Origin of the sequence: Lysobacter spongiicola DSM 21749 (assembly GCF_900167055.1) — a bacterium.
GTDB lineage: Bacteria > Pseudomonadota > Gammaproteobacteria > Xanthomonadales > Xanthomonadaceae > Novilysobacter > Novilysobacter spongiicola.
In genome coordinates, this window is the sequence record NZ_FUXP01000001.1 from 508,275 (window position 1) to 533,665 (window position 25,391).

The 25,391-nt window shown below is 67.7% G+C and carries 17 protein-coding genes and 1 pseudogene; 8 read left to right on the forward strand and 10 right to left on the reverse strand.

Annotated features, from left to right (window positions below):
• Positions 1 to 37: 37 nt before the first annotated feature.
• The 3 genes from B5D37_RS02365 to B5D37_RS02375 are packed head-to-tail and all read right to left on the reverse strand — an operon-like array spanning position 38 to position 2,994.
• Positions 38 to 1,129, reverse strand: a complete 1,092-nt coding sequence (locus B5D37_RS02365) for a class III poly(R)-hydroxyalkanoic acid synthase subunit PhaC (protein WP_078757079.1) — start codon at positions 1,127 to 1,129, stop codon at positions 38 to 40.
• Between the two features lie 2 nt (positions 1,130 to 1,131).
• Positions 1,132 to 2,322, reverse strand: a complete 1,191-nt coding sequence (gene phaE / locus B5D37_RS02370; RefSeq protein ID WP_078757080.1) for a class III poly(R)-hydroxyalkanoic acid synthase subunit PhaE — start codon at positions 2,320 to 2,322, stop codon at positions 1,132 to 1,134.
• Positions 2,323 to 2,376: 54 nt separating this feature from the next.
• Entirely contained in the window at positions 2,377 to 2,994 is a 618-nt protein-coding gene (locus tag B5D37_RS02375; RefSeq protein WP_078757081.1) for a CDP-alcohol phosphatidyltransferase family protein, read from the reverse strand.
• Positions 2,995 to 3,193: 199 nt separating this feature from the next.
• Between B5D37_RS02375 and dinB the strand changes: the two genes are divergently transcribed.
• Together dinB and B5D37_RS02385 are read left to right on the forward strand one after the other, a co-directional pair.
• Positions 3,194 to 4,273 (forward strand): DNA polymerase IV, encoded by a 1,080-nt coding sequence (gene dinB / locus B5D37_RS02380; protein WP_078757082.1) that lies wholly within the window; start codon positions 3,194 to 3,196, stop codon positions 4,271 to 4,273.
• A gap of 147 nt (positions 4,274 to 4,420) precedes the next feature.
• The gene (locus B5D37_RS02385; RefSeq protein WP_078757083.1) at positions 4,421 to 7,318 is read left to right on the forward strand and encodes a sensor domain-containing diguanylate cyclase; all 2,898 of its coding nucleotides are present in this window, start codon (positions 4,421 to 4,423) and stop codon (positions 7,316 to 7,318) included.
• 70 nt (positions 7,319 to 7,388) lie between these two features.
• On the opposite strand, the gene B5D37_RS02390 is transcribed toward B5D37_RS02385, so the two are convergent.
• On the reverse strand, positions 7,389 to 8,051 hold the full coding sequence (locus B5D37_RS02390; RefSeq protein ID WP_078757084.1) for a UdgX family uracil-DNA binding protein: 663 nt from the start codon (positions 8,049 to 8,051) through the stop codon (positions 7,389 to 7,391).
• Between the two features lie 431 nt (positions 8,052 to 8,482).
• Between B5D37_RS02390 and lexA the strand changes: the two genes are divergently transcribed.
• The 6 genes and pseudogenes from lexA to B5D37_RS02420 all read left to right on the forward strand — a co-directional run bounded on the left by lexA (position 8,483) and on the right by B5D37_RS02420 (position 17,023).
• Positions 8,483 to 9,112 carry a transcriptional repressor LexA gene (gene lexA / locus B5D37_RS02395; RefSeq protein WP_078757085.1) on the forward strand — a complete coding sequence of 210 codons (630 nt, stop codon included), beginning with the start codon at positions 8,483 to 8,485 and terminating at the stop codon, positions 9,110 to 9,112.
• Positions 9,112 to 9,711, forward strand: a pseudogene (imuA, locus tag B5D37_RS02400) (translesion DNA synthesis-associated protein ImuA); the annotation flags it as partial. The gene lexA and the pseudogene imuA, both read left to right, overlap by 1 nt.
• A gap of 246 nt (positions 9,712 to 9,957) precedes the next feature.
• The gene (locus tag B5D37_RS02405) at positions 9,958 to 11,382 is read left to right on the forward strand and encodes a Y-family DNA polymerase (protein WP_078757086.1); all 1,425 of its coding nucleotides are present in this window, start codon (positions 9,958 to 9,960) and stop codon (positions 11,380 to 11,382) included.
• A complete protein-coding gene (locus B5D37_RS02410) occupies positions 11,379 to 14,624 on the forward strand; it encodes an error-prone DNA polymerase (protein ID WP_078757087.1) in 3,246 nt (1,081 codons plus the stop codon). Before B5D37_RS02405 ends, B5D37_RS02410 begins: the two co-directional genes overlap by 4 nt.
• Positions 14,625 to 14,813: 189 nt before the next feature.
• Positions 14,814 to 15,641 (forward strand): SDR family NAD(P)-dependent oxidoreductase, encoded by an 828-nt coding sequence (locus tag B5D37_RS02415; protein ID WP_078757088.1) that lies wholly within the window; start codon positions 14,814 to 14,816, stop codon positions 15,639 to 15,641.
• Positions 15,638 to 17,023: an aldehyde dehydrogenase family protein gene (locus tag B5D37_RS02420; RefSeq protein WP_078757089.1), complete on the forward strand. Its 1,386-nt coding sequence runs from the start codon at positions 15,638 to 15,640 to the stop codon at positions 17,021 to 17,023. The genes B5D37_RS02415 and B5D37_RS02420 overlap by 4 nt, the downstream gene beginning before the upstream one ends.
• A gap of 62 nt (positions 17,024 to 17,085) precedes the next feature.
• Here B5D37_RS02420 and pnp read toward each other — a convergent pair whose 3' ends face one another.
• The 6 genes from pnp to nusA form a co-directional block, all read right to left on the reverse strand.
• Positions 17,086 to 19,194, reverse strand: coding sequence for a polyribonucleotide nucleotidyltransferase (gene pnp, locus B5D37_RS02425; RefSeq protein ID WP_078757090.1), 2,109 nt, complete (start codon positions 19,192 to 19,194; stop codon positions 17,086 to 17,088).
• Positions 19,195 to 19,331: 137 nt separating this feature from the next.
• Positions 19,332 to 19,592: a 30S ribosomal protein S15 gene (gene rpsO, locus B5D37_RS02430; RefSeq protein WP_078757091.1), complete on the reverse strand. Its 261-nt coding sequence runs from the start codon at positions 19,590 to 19,592 to the stop codon at positions 19,332 to 19,334.
• A gap of 173 nt (positions 19,593 to 19,765) precedes the next feature.
• Positions 19,766 to 20,704 carry a tRNA pseudouridine(55) synthase TruB gene (truB, locus tag B5D37_RS02435; RefSeq protein ID WP_078757092.1) on the reverse strand — a complete coding sequence of 313 codons (939 nt, stop codon included), beginning with the start codon at positions 20,702 to 20,704 and terminating at the stop codon, positions 19,766 to 19,768.
• 133 nt (positions 20,705 to 20,837) lie between these two features.
• Positions 20,838 to 21,218, reverse strand: a complete 381-nt coding sequence (gene rbfA, locus B5D37_RS02440; protein WP_078757093.1) for a 30S ribosome-binding factor RbfA — start codon at positions 21,216 to 21,218, stop codon at positions 20,838 to 20,840.
• Between the two features lie 6 nt (positions 21,219 to 21,224).
• On the reverse strand, positions 21,225 to 23,807 hold the full coding sequence (gene infB, locus B5D37_RS02445; RefSeq protein ID WP_078757094.1) for a translation initiation factor IF-2: 2,583 nt from the start codon (positions 23,805 to 23,807) through the stop codon (positions 21,225 to 21,227).
• A 96-nt stretch (positions 23,808 to 23,903) separates the two neighbouring features.
• A complete protein-coding gene (gene nusA, locus B5D37_RS02450) occupies positions 23,904 to 25,391 on the reverse strand; it encodes a transcription termination factor NusA (RefSeq protein WP_078757095.1) in 1,488 nt (495 codons plus the stop codon).

Consider the following 25,391-nt stretch of genomic DNA (forward strand, 5'->3'; position numbering starts at 1 on the left):
CGAGTCTATCGGGCCGGCGTGACGGCTGCGTCGGAGCTCAGCCGGAGCGTTCGGCCAACCACTGGTGGATGGCGGGCGGCACTTCGCGCTGGGCCCGGCCGGAGACATAGATGCCGATGTGCCCCCCGCGGAAGGACAGCTCACTGTAGTCATCGCTGCCCACCAGCCCGCCCAGTGCACGCGATGAATCCGGTGGCACCAGGTGGTCCTGCTCGGCGAACACGTTGAGCACCGGCACCTTGATCTGTTCCAGGTCCACCGGCCGGCCACCGATCTCGATGCCACCGTTGACGAAGCCGTTGGCCTGATAGAACTGCTTGGTGAACTGGCGGAAGGCCTCCCCGGCCTGCGCGGGGGAATCGAAGATCCATTTCTCCATGCGCAGGAAATCTTCCAGCGCGCGCTTGTCGTCGAGGATGTCGACCAGCCCGACATACTTCTGTACGAACAGCCGCCACGGCTTCAGCGTCAGGTAGGTGAAGTTCATCATGTCCGCCGGGACGTTGCCGAGGGTGTCGACGAAGACATCCACGTCCAGGTTGCGCACCCAGTTCGACAGCATGTTGTCCGGCGTATGGAAGTCCACCGGCGTGACCATGGTGACCAGGTTGCGCACCTTCCGCGGGTTCAGCGCGGTGTAGCACAGCGAGAACGCGCCACCCTGGCAGATGCCCAGCAGGTTGATCGCTTCGAGCCGATGGGCCCGGCGCACGTGGTCGACCGCACCGCCAAGGTAGCGCTGGATGTAGTCGTCGAGCTCGAGGTAGCGGTCGGACCGGTCCGGATAGCCCCAGTCCAGGATGTACACGTCCTCCCCTTTTTCCAGCAGCCCGCGCACGATCGACTTGTCGGCCTGCAGGTCCACCATGTACGGCCGGTTCACCAGCGCGTAGGCGATCAGCAGGGGCACCTTCGAGGTGGGAGGGCGATCGCCCCGGTACCGGTACAGCACAACCTTGCCGTCGCGCCAGACCTCTTCCTTGTCGGTCACGCCGTAGTCGGTGTCCTCGACCTGTCGCAGGGTGTCCAGCCCGGCGCGCAGGCGCGACTGCACCTGCATCGCCTCGTGGGCCAGCGCGTCGGGGGTGATGTTCAATGGGCCGTTGCCGAAGGCCTTGGAACTGTCCATGGTCAGCGCCTCGATGTCTTCTTGGCTGTCTTCTTGGCCGCCGGTTTGTCCGCCTTCGCGGCGGGCTTCTTGGCGGTGCTCTTGCTGGCGGCCTTCCTGGTGGTCTTCTTGCTGGCGCTCTTGCTGCTGGCCGCATTGCCGGTGCGCTTCGCGCTGGGGGCCTTTTCCGCTGCGGGTGTGTTCGCTGAGTCGCCCCCCTTTTCCAGCAGGTCCCGCAGGCGCCTGACCTCGCGCTCGAGCAGGGTGATCTTGCGATGTGCGGCGTCGACCTCGGTCCGCGTGGGCACGCCCATCGCCTCACCCGCCTGCTCCACTTCGCGCTGCACTGCCGCGCGCAAGCGCATCTGCGAATTCACCATCGCGCCGTAGACGTCACTGAAGCGCGGCGAAAGTGCGATGTCGGCGTAGGCCTCCTCCGCGGCGTCGATCCACAGGTCGAACAGTGCCCGCGCCGACTCGAGCTGCCGTCCCGGTTCGCTGCGCTCTTCCAGTTTGCGTTCGAAGCGCTTGAAGGCGTCCTGCACCGCCTCGGACATCAGTGCCTGGTAGGCCTGCGACTGTTGCTGGTAATCCTGCTGGGCCCGCGCAAGCTGCTGCCAGCGTTCCTGGTGCTCGCGGGTGAAGCCGAATGCCGGCATGCCCATCCATGCCCGGGCGTCGCCGGTGAGCTGTTCGAGGAAGGGAGACACCTCTTCCATCCAGCGCTCGAACCCCTGCTGCCCCGGCCCCTGCATGCCGCGCAGCACCTCGGCGAACGGATTGCCACCCGCGCCGGACAGCGACTGCTTCCAGGCATCGGCGATATCGGCCGCGCTGGCCTGCTCACCGGCAAACCGGGCTGCCAGTTGCTGCATCTGGCCGTACCAGCCGCGGGCCTGCGTGTTGAAGCGGTCGACCACGTCGTTGACCGGTGCGCCGCCGCGGGCGAGTTGCGACCACCAGCCCATCGCCTCGTCCCAGCCGGGCATGCCACCCGCGCCTGCCGCCTGGCCCGGGGCGCCGGGGAACCCGAAGTTGTTGAAACCCTGGCCATTGAAGCCTGGGACGAAGTTGCCTCCGCCCTGCCCGCCCATGCCGGGGAAGCCGGCCGAAGGCGCGCCACCTGCGCGCAGCATCTCGCCCCAGCGGCTCCAGTACTGCCGCGCCAGTGCTTCGAAGTCGTCGCTACCGGAACCCGATCCGTGATTGGCCATCGCACCCTCCAGATGTTGCGCGGATCATAGCAACGCAGGTGTGGCAGGCAGGTCTCAGGGCTTGGGGATGCGCAGGGTCTTGCTCACCATCAGGGTGCCGGAGAGGGCGAACATCAACACCAGCGGGTGCAGTTGCCATGGCCCGATCTTGACCATGCCCAGCCAGATGTCCGGGCCGATCGCGCCCTGGCCCGCGGCAATCCAAAGCACCACCACCAGCGCCAGGCTGGTGGGGATGGGCGTGCCCTCGAAGAACTTCACCTTGCCCTCGTCGCCTGCCAGCTGTTCGGCGGTGACGTTGTAACGCGCCAACCGGCTCACGCCGCAGCCGACGAAGTAGCTCAGCACCACCCAGTCCCAACCGCCCTGGAGCCCGCAGGCATACGCCAGCGCGGCCGGCGCCACGCCGAAGGAGATCACGTCCGACAGCGAGTCCAGCTCCCGGCCCAGGGTGGAGGCCGACTTGCGCCAGCGCGCTACCCGCCCGTCGAGGGCGTCGAGCACGAACGCCAGCGGGATCAGCGCCATGCCGATCATGAGGTCACGGACCCCGCCCTCCTGCAGGAAGCGCATCGCCGCGAAGATCGCCCCGGTGCCGCAGAAGGCATTGCCGAGCGTGAACCAGTCGGCGAGGTGGAACTCGCGGAGCATTGAGAAATGGCGACGCTGCATGCGGCGCTCCCGGTAGGTGTGGCCGCCAGACTGCCAAATACCGGGTGAAAGCTAAAGCACCGTTTTCGCGCACCGGTTGTATCGCTGTAGGAGCGGCTTCAGCCGCGATCATGGAACCGGCGTTGACGCGTGGTTGTCCGATCGCGGCTGAAGCCGCTCCTACAACGCATATTTGGACCGGAGGCGCGACAATGTCGCGATGGCCGCGACCCGCAAGATCCTGCACATCGACATGGACGCGTTCTATGCGTCGGTCGAGCAGCGCGACGATCCGGGCCTGCGCGGCAAGCCGGTGGTCGTGGCCTGGCGGGGCGCGCGTTCGGTGGTCTGCGCCGCCAGCTACGAGGCGCGGGTGTTCGGCGTGCGCTCGGCGATGCCGGCGGTGCGTGCGGAGCGGCTGTGCCCGCAGGCGGTCTTCGTGCCTCCTGACTTCGTGCGCTACAAGGCGGTCTCGCGGCAGGTGCGCGACATCTTCGCCCGCCATACCGACCTGGTAGAGCCGCTGTCGCTCGACGAGGCCTACCTCGACGTCACCGCCAACCTGTCCGGGCTGCCCTCGGCCACCGCCACGGCGGAAGCGATCCGCAGCGCGATCCGGGAAGAGACCTCCCTGACAGCCTCGGCCGGTGTCGCGCCCAACAAGTTCCTGGCCAAGATCGCGTCGGACTGGAACAAGCCCGACGGCATCTGCGTGGTGCGCCCGCACCAGGTCGAAGCCTTCTTGACGCCACTGCCGGTCGGCCGGCTGCCCGGCGTGGGCAAGGTGATGGAAAGCAAGCTGGCCGAACTGGGCATCGCCACCGTCGGCGACCTGCGGGGCATCCCGCCGCAAGGCCTGGAGCAGCGGTTTGGCCGTTGGGGCCGGCGCCTGCATGAGCTGTCGCTGGGCATCGATGACAACCCGGTGCGCCCCGAGCGGCCCACGGTGCAGATCTCCTCGGAAGACACCTTCGAGCACGACCTGCCGCTGGAGGAGCTGGAGCCCCACATCCGGCGCCTGGCCGAAAAGACCTGGGCGGGCTACCAGCGCGAAAAGGACCGCGTCGCCCGCACCGTGGTGCTCAAGCTCAAGACCAGCGACTTCCGCAACCTCACCCGCAGCCTGACCCCGGCGACGCATCCGGGCAGCCTCGAGGTGCTGTGCGAGATCGCCTGCAAACTGCGCGAACGGGTGGAGATGCCGGCCAGCACCCGCTATCGCCTCGTCGGTGTCGGCCTGTCCGGTTTCATTGACCAGCACGACCTGCAGGCACAGTCCGACCTGTTCGAGCGTGCATGAGCCCGTTCGGGCTCTGGCCATTGGCGAAAGTGGATCTGCGAGAAGCTTCAGGCACTTCGCGGCAAAGGATCTGCTCATGACGGCCGATAACAGGCACATCGGGCACTCTCGATACCAGCGATACCATCGGAGCCCAAGGGGGTTCGAATGAACCACACAACCTGGAGAGATGTTCTGCCGCAGTCGACTGAAACCGCCGGGAACCCCTCCACCCCTGCGACCCCAGCCAAGTTGCTGGACCTGCTGCAGGCGGACAGCATCGAAGGAGTCGCCAGCGCGCTGCTCGGCGCATTGCCCGCATGCGGACGCGCGCGCATGACCTGGTCGGCGGAGTGGCCACGCCATCTCCGTTCCTGGCCTGCCGGCGCCACGGAAGAAGGCAGCGTCAGGCACACCCTGTGCGATGACGGCGAGGGCGCAGTGGCGATGCTGGAGGGACCACCGGAGTGGCTCGATTCGGTGCCGCCGCCCCTGCTGGACGCCGCTGCCCGCCGCCTGCGCGAACTACTCGGCGCGCATCGCCTGCGCGAATCACTGGAGCGGCTGGGCCGGGCCGAGCGGTTGCAACACGCCCTGTTCGCGATCGCCGACATGGCCGGCTCCGGCCGCGACATGCCCAGCTTGCTCCAGGGCCTGCACGGCATCATCGGCGGGCTGATGTACGCCGACAACTTCTACATCGCGCTGTATGCCCGCGAGCGGCAGACGCTCCGGTTTATCTACTTTGCCGACGTCTTCAACGCCGAGGATTATTCGAGCGAAGAAGAAATCCCGCTGGCCCGGCTCGAAGGCGGGCTGACGTGGTACGTCATCCGCGACTGCAAGCCGCTGATGGGCTCGCTCGACAGTATCCGCCACCAGGTGTCCGGGCCGTTGCTGGCGCGCGGCGCCGACGCCACCGACTGGCTGGGCGTGCCGATGCTGCGCGACGACCAGATCCACGGCGCCCTGGTGGTGCAGAGCTATCGCGACGACGTGCCCCGATATACCGAGTCGGACCAGGCTCTGCTTTCATTCGTTGCCGAACACGTGCTGACCGCGCTGGAGCGCAAGCAGGCGCAAGCCGAGCTGGAGCAGCGCGTGGCCGAGCGCACCCGCCAGCTGGCCACCGCCAACGAGGATCTGCACCAGCAGGTGCGCGAACGCCTGCGTGGCGAGCACCTGCAGGCGACCCTGTACCGGATTGCGGCGCTGGCCAACATCGATGACGACAGCGAACGCTTCTACCGGCAGATCCACCAGGCGGTCGGCGAACTGATCAATGCCGAGAACTTCTACATCGCCCTGCTCTCGATGGACGGAACGATGCTGGAGTTTCCCTACTCGGTGGATGCCAAGGACCAGCAGCGCCCCCCGCGCCCGCTGGGCCGCGGCCTCAGCGAATATGTCATCCGCAGCGGCAAGTCCGTCCTGGCCGACCGTGCACTGGAGCGGCAACTGACGGAAAGCGGCGAGATCGTGCCGGGCAAGACCGCGCCGGCGCTGTGCTGGCTGGGCGTGCCATTGCTGGACCAGGACCGGGTGATCGGCGTGGTCGCGGTGCAGAGCTACCGTCCCGACCTGGAGTATGACGCCGGCGACGCCGAGCTGCTGACCTTCGTGTCCTACCAGATCGCCAGCAGCCTGCAGCGCCGGCGCAGCGCGCAGGCATTGCTGCAGCTCAACGCCGAGCTCGAACACCGGGTCGACGAGCGGACCCGCGAGCTGCGCGAGCAGATCGTCGTGCGCGAGCAGGTCGAGGCCAGGCTCAAGCACCAGGTGATGCACGACCCGCTGACCGGACTGCCGAACCGGCTGTACATGCGCGACCGGATCGAACGCGCATTGGCCGGGCTGCGGCGCAACCCGGAACGCAGGTTCGCGCTGCTGTATCTGGATGTCGACCGTTTCAAGCTGTTCAACGACAGCCTTGGGCACCTGGCAGGGGACGAGGTGCTGCGCGAAGTCGCGCGCCGGCTCGGCGATTGCATCCGCGAGCCCGACGTCGCCGCGCGCCTCTCCGGCGACGAATTCGCGATCCTGCTGGAGGAGGTGCCGGTGCCGCAGGTCGCCTGTAAGGTCGCGCGCCGGATCCAGGAAGCCTTGCAGAAGCCGATGCAGATTGCCGGCCGCGAGCTGCAGACTTCCGCCAGCATCGGCATCGCTGTCGGCGACGAGCGTTACGACAGTACTGACGAGCTCTTCCATGACGCCGATGTCGCGCTGTACCGCGCCAAGAGCGCGGGCCGTCAGCGCTTCGTGCTGTTCGATGACACCTTGCAGCAGGCGGCCATGGATGTGCTGGAAATCGAGCAGGGCCTGCGCACGGCATTGGCAGGCAACCAGCTGCAACCCTACTTCCAGCCACTGGTGCGGCTGGCGGACCGGCACGTGGTCGGCTACGAGGCGCTGGTCCGCTGGCACCACCCGCAGCGCGGGCTCCTGTTGCCCGGCGAGTTCCTGCAGGTGGCCGAGGACAGCGGCCTGATGGAAGCGGTCGACTGGCAGATGTACCGGATGGCCTGCGAGCAGGGCGGGCCGCTGGTCGAGCACGGCGGCTTCCTGACCCTCAACATCTCGCCGCGGCATTTCCAGAACGGCGACTTCGACACCCAACTGCTGCAGCTGGCCGCCGACACCGGCTTCAATCCGGCACAACTGCGGATCGAGGTCACCGAAGGCACCCTGCTTGGCGATCCGGAGGCGGTTATCCAGGTCCTGGAACGGCTGCGCGCTGCTTGCGTCGAAGCGGCGCTGGACGATTTCGGCACCGGCTACTCATCGCTTGGCCACGTGCACCAGTTCCCACTGAAGATGATCAAGATCGACCGCTCCTTCGTCGATCCGCTCGGCCGTCAGGAAAGTCGCGAAGGCAGTCAGCGCAGTTCGGCGATCATCAGCGCGATCCTTGCACTGGCCCGTTCGCTGGGGCTGGAGGTGGTGGCCGAGGGGGTGGAGACGGAAGCCCAGTACGAAGCGTTGACGGCGATGGGGTGCAGCTACGCCCAAGGCTACCTGTTTGGCCGTCCGCAGCCGGCGGCGAGGTGGCTCGGCCCCACGGGTTGAGATCGCGCTGTCGATCTCCCATTCGTCCCGGGGCTGCTCCGTTACGCGCGCCCGGCACCGGATGATGGCGTCATGCCTTTGCAGAATCGTCCTCCAGGGCCTGCGCCAGCAGCCGCAGATCCGCCACCAGCTCGCCGCGGAGCTGCTCCCGCCGCGACGAGGGTGCGCGCAGTACGGCCGAGGGATGCCAGCTCGCCAACGCACGCGTGCCACCGGGAAGGGTGCGCCACTGGCCGCGCTCGCGGGTCACCCGGAACTGGTTGCCGAAAAGGGTATGGGCAGCCATCGCGCCGAGCGCGACGACGATCTTGGGCTGCACCTGCAGCAACTCGGCCGCCAGCCACATCCGGCAAGCCTCCTGCTCGGCGGCGTTGGCGCGTTTGTGCAGGCGTGCCTTGCCGCGCATCTCGAATTTGAAATGTTTGACGGTGTTGGTCAGGTACAGCGTGTCCCGATCAAGCCCGACTTCTTCCAGTGCTCGGTCCAGCAGTTGCCCCGCCGGCCCCACGAAGGGCGCGCCGGTGATGTCCTCCTGGTTGCCAGGCTGCTCGCCCACCAGCATCGCCAGCGCATCCTCCGGCCCCTGCCCGAAGACGGTCTGGGTGGCCGGCTTCCACAACGGACAGGCCTGGCAACCCCGTGCCTTGCGGGTGAGGGTGCGCAGGTTGCCAGCCGGGATCTCGTCGACCGGCTTGGCCAGCGGCAATGCAGCGGTGTCCGTGGTCCGGGGCATCGGCTCGACAGGGATGCGGGGAGTCCGATGCTGCGACAGTCGCGGTGAAGGATTCGCGCCCGTGGCCCTATCCGCTTCGCAGCCATGCCGAGTAGGAGCGACGTGAGTCGCGACCCGCCGAACGTCCGGTGCGATGTACAGGTCGCGACTCACGTCGCTCCTACACGAGCCCTCCCGTTTTTGTAGGAGCGGCTTCAGCCGCGATCGGATACCCATGCGCGGTTGCCGATTCCCAGATCGCGGCTGAAGCCGCTCCTACAAAAAAAAGCGGAAGCCCGGGGAGACCTTCGCCATCCGGCAGGCGTCCGAACCAGTGAGACGGGAGCCGCGGATGCTGGACGTGCATCGGTTCCACTTCAACTTCCCCTCGTAACCCACTGACTTCCCGGGGCTCACATTTTGCCCGCCCATTTGTTACTAGAATTAGTACCATGCACCTGACCGATACCCAGCGCCGCCTGCTCGAGTTCCTCCGCCAGCACATCGACGTGCATGGCTATCCGCCGTCGCAGATGGAGATCGCCAAGGCCTTCGGCTTCAGCCAGAACCGCTCGGCGCGCTACCACCTCGAGGCCCTGGCGCAGGCGGGGCTGATCGAACTGTCGAGCGGGCGCGCCCGCGGCATCCGACTGGCTTCGCCCGGTGCGGCGGCTCGGTCTTCAAGTTCAAGGACCGGCCTGTTGCAGGTCCCCCTGCTCGGCCGGGTCGCGGCGGGCACGCCGATCGGCTCGGATCCGGAAGTCCGCCGCGAAGTCGGGCTCGATCCATCGCTGTTCCGGCTGCGCCCCGATTACCTGCTGGAGGTCGAGGGCGAATCGATGCTGCTCGATGGCATCCTCCCGGGCGACCTGATCGGCGTGCACCGTACGCCGCAGGCCCGCAATGGCCAGACCGTGGTCGCCCGCATCGAGGGCGAACTGACCGTCAAGCGGCTCGACAGCGGCCCGAACCACTTGCACCTGCTGCCGCGCAACCCCGAGCACGCCCCGATCGAGATCGATGCACGCATCACCGACTTCGCCATCGAAGGCCTGTTCGCCGGCCTGGTGAGGCCTTCCTGATGGGTGCCGTCGTCGCCCTGGAGTCCCTGCTGGAATCACGCCGCATCTGGCGTGGCCAACCCGCCCCCCGGCCGCCTTCGCGGCAACCGACCGGCCATGCGCTGCTCGATGAAGCCCTGCCCGACGGTGGCTGGCCCGAACACGCGCTGAGTGAACTGCTGTTGCCGGCCGACGGCATCGGCGAACTGCGCCTGCTGTGGCCCACCCTCGCCCGGCTGTCGGAGGCCGACGGCATGATCGCGCTGGTCGCCCCGCCCTACCTGCCGTTCGCGCAGGCATGGGCAAATGCCGGCATCCAGCTCAACCGCCTGCAGGTGATCCGCACCGATTCGCGCAACGCACTGTGGGCCACCGAACAGTGCCTGCGCTCGGCCGCCTGCTCGGCCGTGCTGTGCTGGCCCCAGGGCGCTGACGACAAGGCCATGCGCCGCCTGCAGGTCGCCGCCGAGACCGGCCAGTGCCTCGGCTTCGCCATGCGCCCGATGAAGGCGGCCATCAATCCGTCACCGGTCGCGTTGCGCATCGCCATCGACGCCCAGCCCGCGCAACTGCGCGTGCTCAAGTGCCGCGGTGGCAATCCGCCCCCCCGGCCGATTCCGTTTCCATCCGCTATCGGCCAACCATCCGCGACTGCGGTTTCTTCTGACCGGTCGCCATCAACAATCGGACAGAGGGTGGACGGTGGGCATAGTGCGGAGAAGCCGGCCATGGATGGCCGGCGGCCCGCCTCAGGACAGGAAGTCCTGATGAAGGGCCGGAGCACTATGCCCACCGTCCACCCTCTGCGCGTCGAGACCTCGCACGTACCCCGCCGCCAGCCAGAACAGGCCCAGTGAGAAAGACCGATGCTCTGGGCCTGCATCCTCCTGCCGCAACTGGCGCTCGATGGCGTCCTGCGCCGCCACCCCGACCCCGACGCCCCACTGGCGCTGGTAGAAGGCCCGGCGCAGCGACGGGTGCTGCGTGCGGTCAACGGCGCCGCCAGGGCCGCCGGCCTGCGCGCAGGGCAATCGCTCGGCGCCGCCCAGGCCCTGTGCAGCCGCTTCGCCGCCATCGACCACGATCCCGCCGAAGTCGAACGCTGGCATGACTTCCTCGCGGCCTGGGCTTATCGCTACAGCTCGCTGGTCAACCGCAGCATGCCCTCCACCCTGCTGCTGGAAGTCGAAGCCAGCTTCAAGCTGTTCGGCCCCTGGCCCCGCTTCGAGGCACAGCTGCGTGCCGACCTCGAAGAACTCGGCTTCCGCCACCGCATCACCCTCGCCCCCAACCCCCATGCCGCCCGCGCCCTGGCCAGCGTGCATGACGGCTTGGCCATCACCCATGACGCCCCCCTGCACAACGCACTGGGCCAGCTCCCCGTTGAACGCAGCGGACTGGCCCCGGATGTCGCCACCAGCCTGCGCCGGATGGGCCTGCGCAAACTGCGGCAGGTCTTCGCCCTGCCACGCGCCGCGCTGGGCAAGCGCGTCGGCCGCGAGGCCCTTGCGCATTTGGACCGGCTGACGGGCGCGTTGCCCGCCCCCCTGCCGTACTACCAGCCGCCGGATTCGTTCACGGCCCGGATCGAACTGAACTACGACGTCGAATCCAGCCAGGCGCTGCTGTTCCCGTTGCGCCGGCTGACGGCGGACCTGGCCGCCTACCTCGCCGGCCGCGATGGTGGCGTCCAACGTTTCGACATCGTGCTGGAACACGAGCGATGTGCCGATTCGACCATCACCATCGGCCTGCTCGCCCCCGAGCGCAGCCCGGCGATGCTGTTCGAACTCGCCCGCGGGCGGCTTGAACAGGCCCGGGTGCCGGCACCGGTGCGTGGCGTCCAACTGGTCGCCAACGAACTGCCCCCCTTCGTGCCCGCCGGCCGCGACCTGTTCGATGCGCGGCCCCAGCAGGCCGTGCCGTGGGAGCAACTGCGCGAACGCCTGCGCGCGCGCCTGGGCGACGACGCCGTGCACGGGCTGGCGGTACGGGCCGACCATCGCCCCGAACGCGCGTGGCAGGCCGAACCGTCGCGCGGCACTACCCCGCCTTCCTCTCCCCGTCCCGGTTGGCTGCTGCCGCAACCCGCCCCCCTGCGCGACCATCAGGTCCAGGTGCTGGCCGGCCCCGAACGCATCGAGACCGGCTGGTGGGAAAGCGACGTGCGCCGCGACTACTACCTTGTCCAGACCTCTTTTGGCCAGCGTGCCTGGGCCTTCCGTCCCGCCGGCGATGCGCCGGTCGGCGGGCGCGGCGAAGGCTTCATGCTCCACGGGTGGTTCGGATGAGCGCCCTGCCCGGCTACGCCGAACTGCACTGCCTGTCCGCCTTCAGCTTCCAGCGCGGGGCCTCGATCGCGCCGGAGCTGTTCGAGCGGGCAAAACAGTTGGGCTACGCCGCGCTGGCGATCACCGATGAGGGTTCACTGGCCGGCATCGTGCGTGCGCTCGAGGCCTCGGAGCGGTTCGGCGTGAAGCTGATCGTCGGCAGCGAGGTGCAGGTCGAGGATGGTCCCAAGCTCGTGCTGCTGGTCGAGGACCAGCGCGGCTACACCGCCCTGTGCCAGTTGTTGACCCACGCCCGCCGGCGCGCTCCCAAGGGCGGATACCGGTTGCTGCGCGAGGACTTCACCGACACCGCCGGCCTGCTGGCGTTGTGGGTTCCGGGCGGGATTCCCGATGACGCCCACGCCCGCTGGGTCGGCGGCATGTTCCCCGGCCGCACCTGGTTGGCCGTCGAGCTGCATCGCGGCCCCGACGACGAGGCCCGCATCGAACAACTGCGCCGCGCCGGCGCCCGCTTCGGCTTGCCGCTGGTGGCCGCCGGCGATGTCCACATGCACGTGCGCGGCCGCCGCGCCCTGCAGGACACCATGACCGCCATCCGCCACCACGTCACCGTCGCCGAGGCCGGCCACCGGCTGTTCCCCAATGGCGAACGCCACTTGCGCAGCCGCCGCGCCCTGGCCGCCATCCATCCACCCGACCTGCTGGCCGAGACGGTCCGCATCGCCGACCGCTGCACCTTCAACCTCAGGCAGCTGCGTTACGAATACCCGCATGAACTGGTGCCGGCCGGCCACACCGCCACCAGCTGGTTGCGCCATCTCACCGAGGAAGGCGCGCGCAGCCGCTGGCCCGGGGGCATCGGCGAAAAGGCACGTGGACTGATCGAACACGAGCTGGCGCTGATCGCCGAGCTGGAATACGAATCCTTCTTCCTGACCGTGCACGACATCGTGCGCTTCGCGCGCTCGCGCGGGATCCTCTGCCAGGGCCGTGGCTCGGCCGCGAACTCGGCGGTCTGCTATGCACTGGGCGTGACCGAGATCGACCCGGCACGGATGAACATGCTGTTCGAACGGTTCCTCTCGCGCGAGCGCAAGGAGCCGCCCGACATCGACGTGGACTTCGAGCACGAGCGCCGCGAAGAAGTCATCCAGTACGTGTTCGAACGCTACGGCCGCGAACGCGCCGCCCTGACCGCCATCGCCACCCAGTACCGCGGCCGCGGCGCGGTGCGCGACGTCGGTCGGGCCCTGGGCCTGCCGGCGGACCTGGTCGGCGAGCTGGCCTCGACCCTGGACCAGTGGAGCAGCGAGGCGCCGATCGCCGAACACCTGCGCGAGCGGGGTTTCGACCCGGACTCGCCGGTACTGCGCCAGGTGATCGCCCTGACCACGGAATTGATCGGCTTCCCGCGCCACCTGTCCCAGCATCCGGGTGGCTTCGTCATCTCCGAGCATCCGCTGCACACCCTGGTGCCGGTGGAGAACGCGGCGATGGCCGACCGCACCGTCATCCAGTGGGACAAGGACGATCTCGACCTGCTCGGGCTGCTCAAGGTCGACTGCCTCGCGCTGGGTATGCTGACCGCGGTGCGCAAGACCCTGGACCTGTTGCGCGACAGCGGGCGCCGCGACATGGCCATGGCCGACATCCCCGCCAAGGACGGGCCGACCTTCGAGATGATCAGCCGCGCCGACACCATCGGCGTGTTCCAGATCGAGTCGCGCGCGCAGATGGCGATGCTGCCGCGCCTGAAACCGCGCGAGTTCTACGACCTGGTGATCCAGGTAGCGATCGTGCGGCCCGGCCCGATCCAGGGTGAGATGGTCAATCCCTACCTCAAGCGCCGCAACGGCGAAGAGCCCATCGACTACCCGTCCGACAAGCTCAGGGAAGTGCTTGGCCGCACGCTGGGGGTGCCGCTGTTCCAGGAGCAGGTGATGCAGATCGCGATCACCGCCGCCGGCTTCGAGCCCGGCGAGGCCGACCAGCTGCGCCGCTCGATGGCGGCATGGAAGCGCCATGGCGGACTGGAACCGCATCGCGAGCGGTTGCTGGCGGGCATGTTGGATAACGGCTATACGCAGGAATACGCCGACAGGCTGTTCGACCAGATCAAGGGATTCGGCAGCTACGGCTTTCCCGAGTCCCACGCCGCCAGCTTCGCCCTGATCGCCTACGTCAGCAGCTGGCTCAAGTGCCATGAACCGGCCGCATTCGCCTGCGCGCTGATCAACTCCTGGCCGATGGGGTTCTACTCACCCGACCAGATCCTGCAGGACGCCCGCCGGCACGGCCTTCGCACGCTTCCGGTGGACGTGCGGTACAGCGACTGGGACTGCAGCCTCGAAGACGACGCTCCCCCGCACTCTGTCCCCCGAAGGGAGTCCCGTCTGGGTGTAGGAGCGGCTTCAGCCGCGACCGGCTGGTCGACCGCACGCGCCGGCACCCGATCGCGGCTGAAGCCGCTCCTACAGTCGAATTCGCAGCAAGGTGAAGTCGAAGCCTCCCCCCGGAATACCGCGCGGCAACCGGCCATTCGCATGGGCCTGCGGATGATTCGTGGATTCCCGGAGGAGGCGGCGAGACGGGTCGAGACCGCTCGGGCGCTGCAATCATTCTCCGATGTCGCGGACCTGTGCGCCCGCGCCCGACTGGACCGTCGCCAGCAATCGCTGCTCGCCGATGCCGGTGCCCTGCGCGGGCTGGCCGGTCACCGCCACCGTGCCCGCTGGGCGATCACCGGGGTCGAACCGCAGTTGCCGCTGTTCGCGGAAGCACCCGCCGCAGCCGAGACCGACCCGATCATGCTGCCGTTGCCCAGTGCCGATGAGGACATGCGTGCCGACTACGCCATGACCGGCACCACCCTGGGCCGGCACCCGCTGTCGATGATCCGCAAGGCGCTGTCGGCACACCGCTGCCGACGCTCAGGCGAGGTGGCCCGGATGCCCCACGGCCGCAACGTGCGCGTGGCCGGGCTGGTGACGCTGCGCCAACGCCCACAGACCGCCAGCGGCGTGATCTTCATGACGCTGGAGGACGAAGACGGCATGACCAACGTGGTGGTCTGGCGCCACCTCGCCGACCGCCAGCGGCGCGAACTGCTGGAATCGCGCCTGCTCGCGGTCGAAGGCCGGCTGGAGAGTCGCGATGGCGTGCAGCACCTGGTCGCCCGGCGGCTGGAGAACCTGACCCCGTTGCTCGGCGAGCTCGACGCCCGCTCCCGCGACTTCCACTGATCTTTCCGCAGAACCCTCCGCCCTTGTAGGAGCGGCTTCAGCCGCGACCGGCATCTCTTTCGCGCGTACGACTCCACGATCGCGGCTGAAGCCGCTCCTACGCCCCAACGGAAGTCCCCTTGGGGACAAAAGCCGGCAAGGGGAAATCCAGCCGCCATGCATAATCGGGACGACACGGGGGAGAACCACATGCAGACAGTCGAAGGCAGGATCGTGCTGGTCACCGGCGCAGCCATGGGCATGGGACGGCTGTACGCCGAACGTGCCATCGCCGAGCGCGCCTCGGCAGTGGTGCTGTGGGATATCGACGGCAGGCAGCTGGCTGAGACGCAGGCGGAGCTGGGCGGCACCGCGGCCAACGTGCATGCCTACGTGGTCGACGTGGCCTCGCTGGCCGACATCACCACCGCCGCGACCCGGGTCCGGGCCGAGGTCGGCCATCCCGACATCGTCATCAACAACGCGGGGGTGGTGCGCAGCAAGTACTTCTGGGAGCACGATCACGTGCGGGACATCGCCTTCGTGATGAACATCAACACGCTCGCCCTGATGCACATCGCCCGCGAGTTCCTGCCGGATATGATCGCCAACGGCAGGCCCGCCCGCCTGCTCAATGTCGCGTCCGCCTCCGGCATGCTGTCGGTGCCGATGATGAGCGTCTACACCTCGTCGAAGTGGGCGGTGATCGGCTGGAGCGATTCCGTCCGCCTCGAGCTGGAAAGGGCCGGGCACTCGCACGTGAAGGTCACCACGTTGATCCCCAGTTACATCGGCACCGGCATGTTCGCCGGCGCACGCGCCCCCCTGCTGACGCCGATCCTCGACCCCGCACGGGTGGTGGACAGGGCCTGGGACGCCATGAAGCGTGGCCGCGCCCGGATCATGATGCCGTGGCCGGTGGCATTGAGCGGCGCCCTGCGCGGGCTGCTGCCGCAGCCAGCCTGGGACTGGCTGGCCGGGCGCGTGTTCAAGGTCTACTCCTCGATGGACGCATTCACCGGACGCGCGCCACGATGAGCAAGATCGACCTTTCCGGGGAAGCAGCACAAGTGGCCCACCTGCGGCGTACCTTCGACAGTGGCCGCACCCGCCCCCTGGCGTGGCGCCGCCGCCAGCTGCAGGGCCTGCGCCGCCTGCTGGTGGAACGCGAGCCGGAACTGGCGCAGGCCCTGCACCAGGACCTGGGCAAGCCGGCGGTCGAGAGCTTCGTGACGGAGTTGGGCTTTACCCGCAGCGAGATCGACCATGTGCTCTCGCACCTGTCCAGGTGGATGCGCCCGACCCGGGTCCGGGTACCGATGGCGCTGCAACCCGCGCGTGCACGGGTGGAGCCGCAACCGCTCGGTGTCGTGCTGGTGATCTCGCCCTGGAACTATCCGGTCCAGTTGCTGCTGGCGCCCCTGTGCGGCGCACTGGCGGCAGGCAACTGCGCGCTGCTCAAGCCCAGCGAACTGGCGCCGGCCACCTCGAACATCCTTGCGCGGTTGCTGCCCGAATACCTCGATCCCGATGCGGTGGCCGTCTTGGAGGGGGACGCCGATACTACGACCGCGCTCCTGGAACAGCGGTTCGACCATATCTTCTTCACCGGTGGCACCCGCGTGGCGAAGATCGTCATGGCCGCTGCCGCCCGGCACCTGACGCCGGTGACCCTGGAGCTGGGCGGCAAGTGCCCGGCCATCGTCAGCGATGGCGACCTGCGCGCCGCCGCACGCCGGATCGCCTATGCGAAGTTCATCAACGCAGGCCAGACCTGCGTCGCGCCCGACTACGTGCTGGTCGAATCGTCGCGGGCGGATGAGCTGCTGCGCCACCTGCGCGAGGTCCTGCTCGAGTTCTTCGGGACGGATCCCATCGCCAGCCCCGACTTCGGACGCATCATCAACCGGAAGCACTTCGAGCGGCTGGTCGGCCTGCTCGGCCATGGACGAGTGCACGTCGGCGGCCGCAGCGATGCGGGGCAGCTGTTCATCGAGCCGACCGTGATCGTCGAGCCCGCGGAGGGCTCAGAGCTGATGGACGAGGAGATCTTCGGCCCGATCCTGCCCGTGATCCCGGTCGCGGGCGTCGACGCCGCCGTACAGCGCGTGCGTGCAGGTCCCGCCCCGTTGGCCGCCTACGTCTTCACCGAGCGGCCGGATGTACACAGGTCCGTCGAAAGCGGCGTGCGCGCCGGTGCCATTGGCATCAATGTCTGTGCCGCCCACCTCGCCGTCCCCGGCCTGCCCTTCGGCGGGCTCGGTCCCAGCGGCATGGGCGCCTACCACGGCAAGCAGTCGTTCGAGACTTTCAGCCAGCTACGCCCGGTGTTCTCGAAGGGCACGTGGCTGGACACGTTGCGCGTGGTGTATCCGCCCTATACCCGGGCGAAAGCAGAGATATTGCGGCGGCTGCTCTGATCCGGCAAAAAGAAAAAGCGGGCCGAAGCCCGCTTTTTCGTATCACACGATGACGTGGCGGCTTATTCGGCCGACTCGCCCTCGCCTTCTTCCACGGCCTTCATCGACAGGCGGATGCGGCCCTGCTTGTCGACTTCCAGCACCTTGACCTTGACCAGGTCGCCTTCCTTCAGCTTGTCGGATACCTTCTCGACGCGCTCGTTGGAGATCTGCGAGACGTGCACGAGGCCGTCCTTGCCCGGCAGGATGGTGACGAACGCACCGAAGTCCATGATCTTGGCGACCTTGCCCTCGTAGATCCGGCCCGGCTCGACATCGGACGTGATCTGCTCGATGCGGTCCTTGGCGGCGTTGGCGGCGGCGGCGTTGACCGATGCGATGACGATGGTGCCGTCATCCTGGATGTCGATCTGGGTGCCGGTCTCCTTGGTGATGGCCTGGATGGTGGAACCACCCTTGCCGATCACTTCGCGGATCTTGTCCGGGTGGATCTTCATGGTCAGCAGTCGCGGCGCGAACTCGCTGAGCTCGCCACGCGGCGCGGTCAGGGCATTGGCCATCTCGCCGAGGATGTGCAGGCGGCCCTGCTTGGCCTGGGCCAGCGCGACCTTCATGATCTCTTCGGTGATGCCCTGGATCTTGATGTCCATCTGCAGGGCGGAGATGCCCTCGCTGGTACCGGCCACCTTGAAGTCCATGTCGCCGAGGTGGTCCTCGTCGCCGAGGATGTCCGACAGCACGACGAAGTCATTGCCTTCCTTCACCAGGCCCATCGCGATGCCCGCCACCGGTGCCTTGATCGGCACGCCGGCATCCATCAGCGCCAGCGAGCTGCCGCAGACCGAAGCCATCGAGGACGAGCCGTTCGACTCGGTGATCTCCGAGACGATGCGGATGGTGTACGGGAACTCTTCCATCGACGGCATCACCGCCAGCACGCCACGCTTGGCGAGGCGGCCGTGGCCGATCTCGCGACGCTTCGGACCCATCATGCGGCCCGCTTCACCCACCGAGTACGGGGGGAAGTTGTAGTGGAACAGGAAGTGCTCCTTGTACTCGCCCGAAACGGCATCGATGATCTGGCCGTCGCGTGCGGTACCGAGGGTCGCGACCACGATCGCCTGGGTCTCGCCGCGGGTGAACAGCGACGAGCCATGGGTCCGCGGCAGGATGCCGACCTTCGAATCGATCGGACGCACGGTGTCCAGTGCACGACCATCGATACGGACCTTGGTGCTGAGCACCGCGCCACGCATGGTCTCGTACTCGAGCTCGGAGAACTCCTTGGAGAGCTCGGCGTTGCTCCACTCGTTGGCTTCGCACTGCGGGGCCAGCGAAGCCAGCACTTCCTTCTTCAGCGCCGAGATCGCATCGCGGCGCTCAGCCTTGTTGCGGATCTGGAAGGCGTCGGAGAGGCGGTTGCCGATCGCATTCTTGAGCGCGGAAACGATCGCGTCGTTGCGCGCCGGAGCCGCCCAGTCCCACTTCGGCTTGCCGGCTTCGGCGACGAGCTCGTTGATCGCGTCGATGGCGACCTGCATCTGCTGGTGGCCGAACATCACCGCGCCCAGCATCACGTCTTCCGACAGCACGTCGGCTTCGGATTCCACCATGAGCACGGCGGCCTTGGTACCGGCGACGACCAGCTCCAACTTGGAGTCTTCCAGCTCGGTCTTGGTCGGGTTCAGCAGGTATTCGCCGTCCTTGTAGCCCACCTTCGCGGCGCCGATCGGGCCGTCGAACGGAGCGCCGGACAATGCAAGCGCGGCCGACGCGCCCAGCAGGGCCGGGATGTCGCCGTCGATCTCCGGGTTCATGGACATCACCGTGGCGATGATCTGGACTTCGTTGCGGAAGCCCTCCGGGAACAGCGGACGGATCGGGCGATCGATCAGGCGCGAGATCAGCGTTTCCTTCTCGGTCTGGCGGCCTTCACGCTTGAAGAAGCCACCCGGGATGCGGCCGCCGGCGTAGAACTTCTCCTGGTAGTCGACGGTCAGGGGGAAGAAGTCCTGCCCCTCGCGCGCGGTCCGGTTGGCGACGGCGCTGACCAGCAGCACGGTGTCCTCGATCCGGACGATGACGGCGCCGCCGGCCTGGCGGGCGATCTCGCCGGTTTCCAGGGTGACCTGGTGTTTGCCGTACTGGAAGGTCTTGGTTGTTTTTGCCACGTTGGGTTCCTATCGGTTCGGTGCGATCCGGACATGGCCCTTGCCCTGCCCGGTCGGTCGCCGGCTCGCGACCTGAGGGATCTTCCGATCCCGTAAACGAACCGCGGCGCATGATGCGCCGCGGTGGTGGAACTGGATCAGCGACGCAGGCCCAGCTTCTCGATCAGGGCCTTGTAGCGCTGGTTGTCCTTGCGCTTCAGGTAGTCGAGCAGGCTGCGACGACGGTTGACCATCATCAACAGGCCACGACGGCTGTGGTGGTCCTGCTTGTGCGCCTTGAAGTGGCCCTGGAGCTGTTCGATCCGGGCCGTGAGCAGGGCGACCTGGACTTCCGGCGAACCGGTGTCGTTATCGCCGCGCTTGTTTTCTTCGATGACCTTGCTGGTGTCGATGGGCATGTTGTTTCTCTGTTTGATGCGCGACCCGCAGAACGCGCCCGGCGCTGGAAATGCCAACGCCGACGCACCGCCTGGTCCGCCGCTTGCCTAGGGGATGTTGCGATTGATGCTTGAAAAGCCCGCGAATTGTAGCCCCCGTACCGGAGGGCCACAAGCAGCCGGCCCGCCGCCCGTCAGGTGGGGCTGGCCGATGCCCAGCTGAACAGCCTGCGGGGCCGCAGCAACCCGCCCCCGTCCATGCTTCCGAGCCCGAGAACCTGCCCGGCCGGCCCGTAGATCGCCACCGGTTCGCACGGTTCAGCCGGCGCCGGCATCTGCAGGCTCTGTCCATGCGACAGCCGCGTCGCCTGCTGGCCGTCCAGCGTGACCGCCGGGAAGTCTGACAGCCCCGCGGATATGGGCAGCAGGCAGCCTTCCAGCGCTTCCCCCCCCTGTTCAGACAAGGCCTGCAGCGCCTCGATGGTGAACATCGGCTGGCCCCGGAACGGATCCACCCATAGCCTGCGCAGGCACTCCACATGGGCGCCGCAGCCGAGCGCCTCGCCCAGATCGCGCACGAGGCTGCGGATGTAGGTGCCCGAGCCGCACTCGACATGGAGCCGAAGCCGCGGGCCGTCGCGTTCCAGGAGTTCGATCGAATGCACCTGGACCTCGCGCTCCGGTGCTTCTATCGACTCGCCGCGGCGCGCCTTCGCATACAGGGGTTCACCGCCCTGCTTGAGGGCCGAGTAGATGGGGGCACGCTGGCGAATTGCGCCACGCAGCGGCACCAATGCGGCCTCGATGGCGGCGGCGTCGAGCTGCGGTATTTCGCGCTCGCGCAGCACCTGGCCGTCGGCATCGTCGGTATCGGTGGTGAGACCCAGCACCGCGACGGTCTCATAGGCCTTGGAAGCGCCCAGGAGCAGTCCGGCGATCTTGGTCGCTTCGCCGAAACAGATCGGCAGCAGGCCGGTGGCCAGAGGATCCAGGCTGCCGGTGTGGCCGCCCTTTTCGGCGCGGAACAGGTGGCGTACCCGCTGCAAGGCCTGGTTGGAACTCAGGCCCGCCGGCTTGTCCAGCAGCAGCAGACCATCGAGGGATCGGAATTTCGTTCGGGGGCGCTGGGTCATCGCGGTCAGGCGGCTCCCGGTTGTTGATGTCCCGCAGGAGCGGCTTCAGCCGCGATCGGATGGTCGGTTGTACATACCGGTCTGCGATCGCGGCTGAAGCCGCTCCTACAAAGAGCGAAGCGGGCGACGGGCGCTACTGGCCCGCCCCGCCCTCTTCTTCGGCAGGTGTCGGGGGATTCTCGCGCAACAGTGTCTCGATGCGCTCGCCACGGTCGACGGATTCGTCGTAGTGGAAGTGCAGCTCCGGCACGTGGCGCAGCTTCATCGCCTTGCCCAGCTCATAGCGAATGGGCTTCACCAGTTCCTTGAGGCCCTTCATCGCCTCGGCCGCACGTTCCGGCTGCAGGGCGGTGACGAACACCTTGGCATGGGCCAGGTCGCGGGTGACTTCGACGTCGGACACGCTGACCGACGGCAGGCCGTGCTCCCGCACGGCTGCGTGGACCAGCGTGCCCAGCTCGCGACGGAGCTGGGCGGAGACACGGTCGCTGCGATAGAACGATTTCTGCGCCATGGCCGGTTACAGCGTGCGCTGCACTTCGATGCGCTCGAAGCACTCGATCTGATCGCCCGGCTTGACGTCGTTGTACTGCTTCACGCCGATGCCGCACTCGGTGTTCTCGCGCACCTCGTCGACGTTCTCCTTGAAACGGCGCAGCGATTCCAGCTCGCCCTCGAAGATGACGGTGTTGTCGCGCAGTACGCGGATCGGCTTGGTGCGCTTGACCACGCCCTCGACCACCATGCAGCCGGCGACGGCGCCGAACTTGGAGCTGCGGAAGACGTCGCGGACCTCGGCGGTACCGATGATCTCCTCGCGGATCTCCACGCCCAGGATGCCGGAGGCCACCTGCTTCACCTGGTCGATCACGTCATAGATGATCGAGAAGTAGCGCAGGTCCACGCCGTTGGTCTCGATGACCTTGCGGGCGGTGGCGTCGGCACGCACGTTGAAGCCGATGATGGTGGCCTTCGAGGTCGATGCCAGCTGGGCGTCGGACTCGGTGATGCCACCCACGCCGGAGCCGATGACGTTGATCCGGATCGCGTCCGTCGACAGCGCCGTCAGCGCCTCGCGCAACGCCTGCACGGAGCCCTGCACGTCGGCCTTGATGATCAGCGGCAGGCTGAGCTGGCCTTCACCCTGGCCGAGCTGCGCCATGATGTCTTCCATGCGGTTGCCGCCCTGTGCCAGACGCGACTCGCGGCGCTTGGCATCGCGCTGCTCGGCGACGTCCTTGGCCAAGCGCTCGTCCTCGACGACGACGAAATCGTCGCCGGCGTCGGGTACGCCCGACAGGCCAAGCACCTGTACCGGGATTGAAGGACCGGCGCCCTCGACCTGCGAGCCGGTCTCGTCGAACAACGCACGGACGCGGCCATACTGCACGCCGCAGACCAGGTAGTCGCCCTTCTTCAGTTCGCCCTGCTGGACCAGTACCGTCGCCACCGGGCCGCGGCCCTTGTCCAGCGAGGACTCGATCACCACGCCGTTGGCGCGGCCCTCGGCCACCGCCTTCAGCTCCAGGAACTCGGCCTGCAGCGAAATCGCATCGAGCAGCGAGTCGACGTTCTGGCCGGTCTTGGCCGAGAGCTCGACGAACTGCACGTCACCACCGAATTCCTCGGCCACGACTTCCTGCTCGAGCAGCTCGTTCTTGACCCGCAGCGGATCCGCGCCGGACTTGTCGATCTTGTTGACCGCGATGATCAGCGGAACACTGGCCGCCTTCGCATGCTGGATCGCCTCGATCGTCTGCGGCTTGACGCCGTCGTCGGCGGCGACCACCAGCACCACGATGTCGGTGAGCTTGGCACCACGGGCGCGCATCGACGAGAACGCCGCATGGCCCGGGGTATCCAGGAAGCTGATGACGCCCTTGTCGGTTTCGACGTGGTAGGCACCGATGTGCTGGGTGATGCCACCCGCCTCGCCGGTCGCGACCTTGGTCCGCCGGATGTAGTCCAGCAGCGAAGTCTTGCCGTGGTCGACGTGGCCCATGATGGTGACGACCGGCGGACGCGCGACGGCATCGCCTTCGACGCTCTCCACGTGTGCCAGCAGCTCGTTCTCGACGTCGGACGCATCGGCACGGACCACGTTGTGCCCGAGCTCCTCGGTGACGAGGGCGGCGGTGTCGTGGTCGATGCTCTGGTTGATGGTCGCCATCACGCCCATCTTGAACAGCGCCTTCACCACTTCACCACCCTTCATCGCCATCTTCTGCGCGAGGTCGGCCACGGTGATCGTCTCGCCGATGGCAACGTCACGCACGATCGGGGCGGTCGGCTTGGTGAAACCGGTACCGGTACGGCTCTGATCGGGATGGCGGCGCGGCTTCGCACGGCCACGCGTGCTGTTGGTGCGGCGTGCACGCTCGGCGGCGCTGAGGTGCATCTGCCCAGCGAAGCGCTTGGTCCGGTCGTCGTCCTCGACCCCGGTTGCCATCACATGGGAGCCGCGGGTCTTGTGGCGCGGCGCGGCGCGATCGTCGGTACGTGCCGGCGCCTTGGGATGGCCGTGGCCGTGCGCCGGCGGAACCTTGCGCGAGTCGTCGTCCGCGGGCACCGTGCCGGCCTCGGCGGCCGCCTGTGCCGCTGCGGCCTCGGCAATGCGGCGCTGCTCGGCCTCCTCGGCCTCGCGCTTGACGCGTTCGGCTTCCTCGGCACGCAGGCGATCAGCTTCGGCCAGGGCCTTCTGCTCTGCCAGGTTGCGCTGCTTGGACTCCTCGAGCTTGCGCAGGATCTCCGCGCGCTCGTCCCCCGGCGATTGCTCCTGCCCGGCCTCCGGGCGCACCACGGTCACCTTCTTGCGCACCACCACATCCACCGTGGAGCGCGTCTTGCCGCCCCCGACGGTGAGTTCCTGCTTGCGGCTGCGGCTGAGGGTGATCTTCTTGGGCGCATCACCCTCGGCGGCCGGTTTGTCGACCTTGCCGTGGGTACGGCGCAGGAAGCCGAGCAGCTTGACCTTCTCGGTACTGGAGACGACCTGGTCGGGGTCGCTGAAGGGCATGCCGGCCTCGGCCAGCTGCTCCAGCAACTTCTCGACCGGTGTGTTCACCAGTGCGGCCAGCTTGCGGATCGTGGTTTGCTGCGACATTCGGTTTCCGTGTCCTGTGGCGCTGGGGCACCGCCCCGCGCGTGATCAATCAATTCTAGCCCTGCGGCGCGAGCGCCGCAGCCCTGGGCGGAGGCATCACTCGAACCAGTGCTTGCGCGCTTCCATGATCAGCGCGGCGGCACGGTCCTCGTCGACGTTCTCCAGGTCGGTCAGCTCGTCGGTGGCGAGGTCGGCCAGGTCGTCCCGGGTGACCACCCCTCGAGCCGCAAGGGCGTAGGCGAGTTCTTCATCCATGCCTTCCAACGAGAGCAGGTCCTCGGCCGGCTGGTGCTCGTCGAGCTCCACCTCCGCCGCCAGCGCCTCGTTGAGCAGGGCATCGCGGGCGCGGGCCCGCAGCTCCTCGACGATGTCCTCGTCGAAACCTTCGACCGCCAGCAGCTCGCCGACCGGCACGTAGGCGATCTCCTCGACGGTGCTGAAGCCTTCCGTGACCAGGATGTTCGCGATCTCCTCGTCGACCTCGAGCTTGTCCTGGAAGACCTGGCGCGCGGCGGCCTGCTCGGCCTCGGACTTCTCCGTCACCTGGTCCTGCGTCATCACGTTCAGCTGCCAGCCCGAGAGGCGGCTGGCGAGGCGCACGTTCTGGCCGCCCTTGCCGATCGCCTGGGCCAGCCGGTCTTCGGCAACCGCGAGATCCATCGAGTGCTTCTCTTCATCGACGATGATCGACTGCACCTCGGCCGGCGCCATCGCGTTGATCACGAACTGCGCCGGGTTGTCCGACCACAGCACGATGTCCACCCGCTCGCCGTTGAGTTCGTTGGTCACCGCCTGCACGCGCGAACCGCGCATGCCGATGCACGCGCCGATCGGATCGGTGCGGTTGTCATGCGCAAGCACCGCGATCTTGGCGCGGTCGCCGGGATCACGGGCGCAACCCATGATCGACACGAGGCCCTGGCCGACTTCCGGCACTTCCAGCTTGAACAGCTCCATCATGAACTCGGGCGCGGCGCGGCTGATGAACAACTGCGGGCCGCGCGGCTCGGAACGCACGTCGAACAGGTAGCCGCGCACGCGATCGCCGGCGCGCAGCACGTCGCGCGGGATGCCCTTGTCCTTGGGGATGATCGCCTCGGCGTTTCCGCCCAGGTCGACGTAGATGTTGCCGCGCTCCACGCGCTTGACGATGCCGGTCACCAGCTCGCCGACGCGGTCCTTCCACTGGTCGACGACCTGGGCGCGCTCGGCTTCCCGCACGCGCTGCACGATGACCTGTTTGGCCGCCTGCGCCGCGATCCGGCCGAAGCCCGGGTTCTCGATCTGCTCTTCGATGTAGTCGCCGACCTCGACGCCTTCGACCTCATCGACGGCGTCCATCAGGCGGATCTGGCGGTCGGGCGACTCCATGACGACGTCGTCGGCCACCACTTCCATCCGGCGGAAGGTCTCGTAGCTGCCATCCTTCGGATCGATCTTGACCCGCACCAGGACGTCCTCGTCCTGGTAGCGCTTCTTCGCCGCCGATGCCAGTGCGGCTTCGATCGCCTCGAAGATCACCGATTCCGGTACGCCCTTTTCGTTGGCGACGGCATCAACGACCAGCAACAGTTCCTTGCTCAT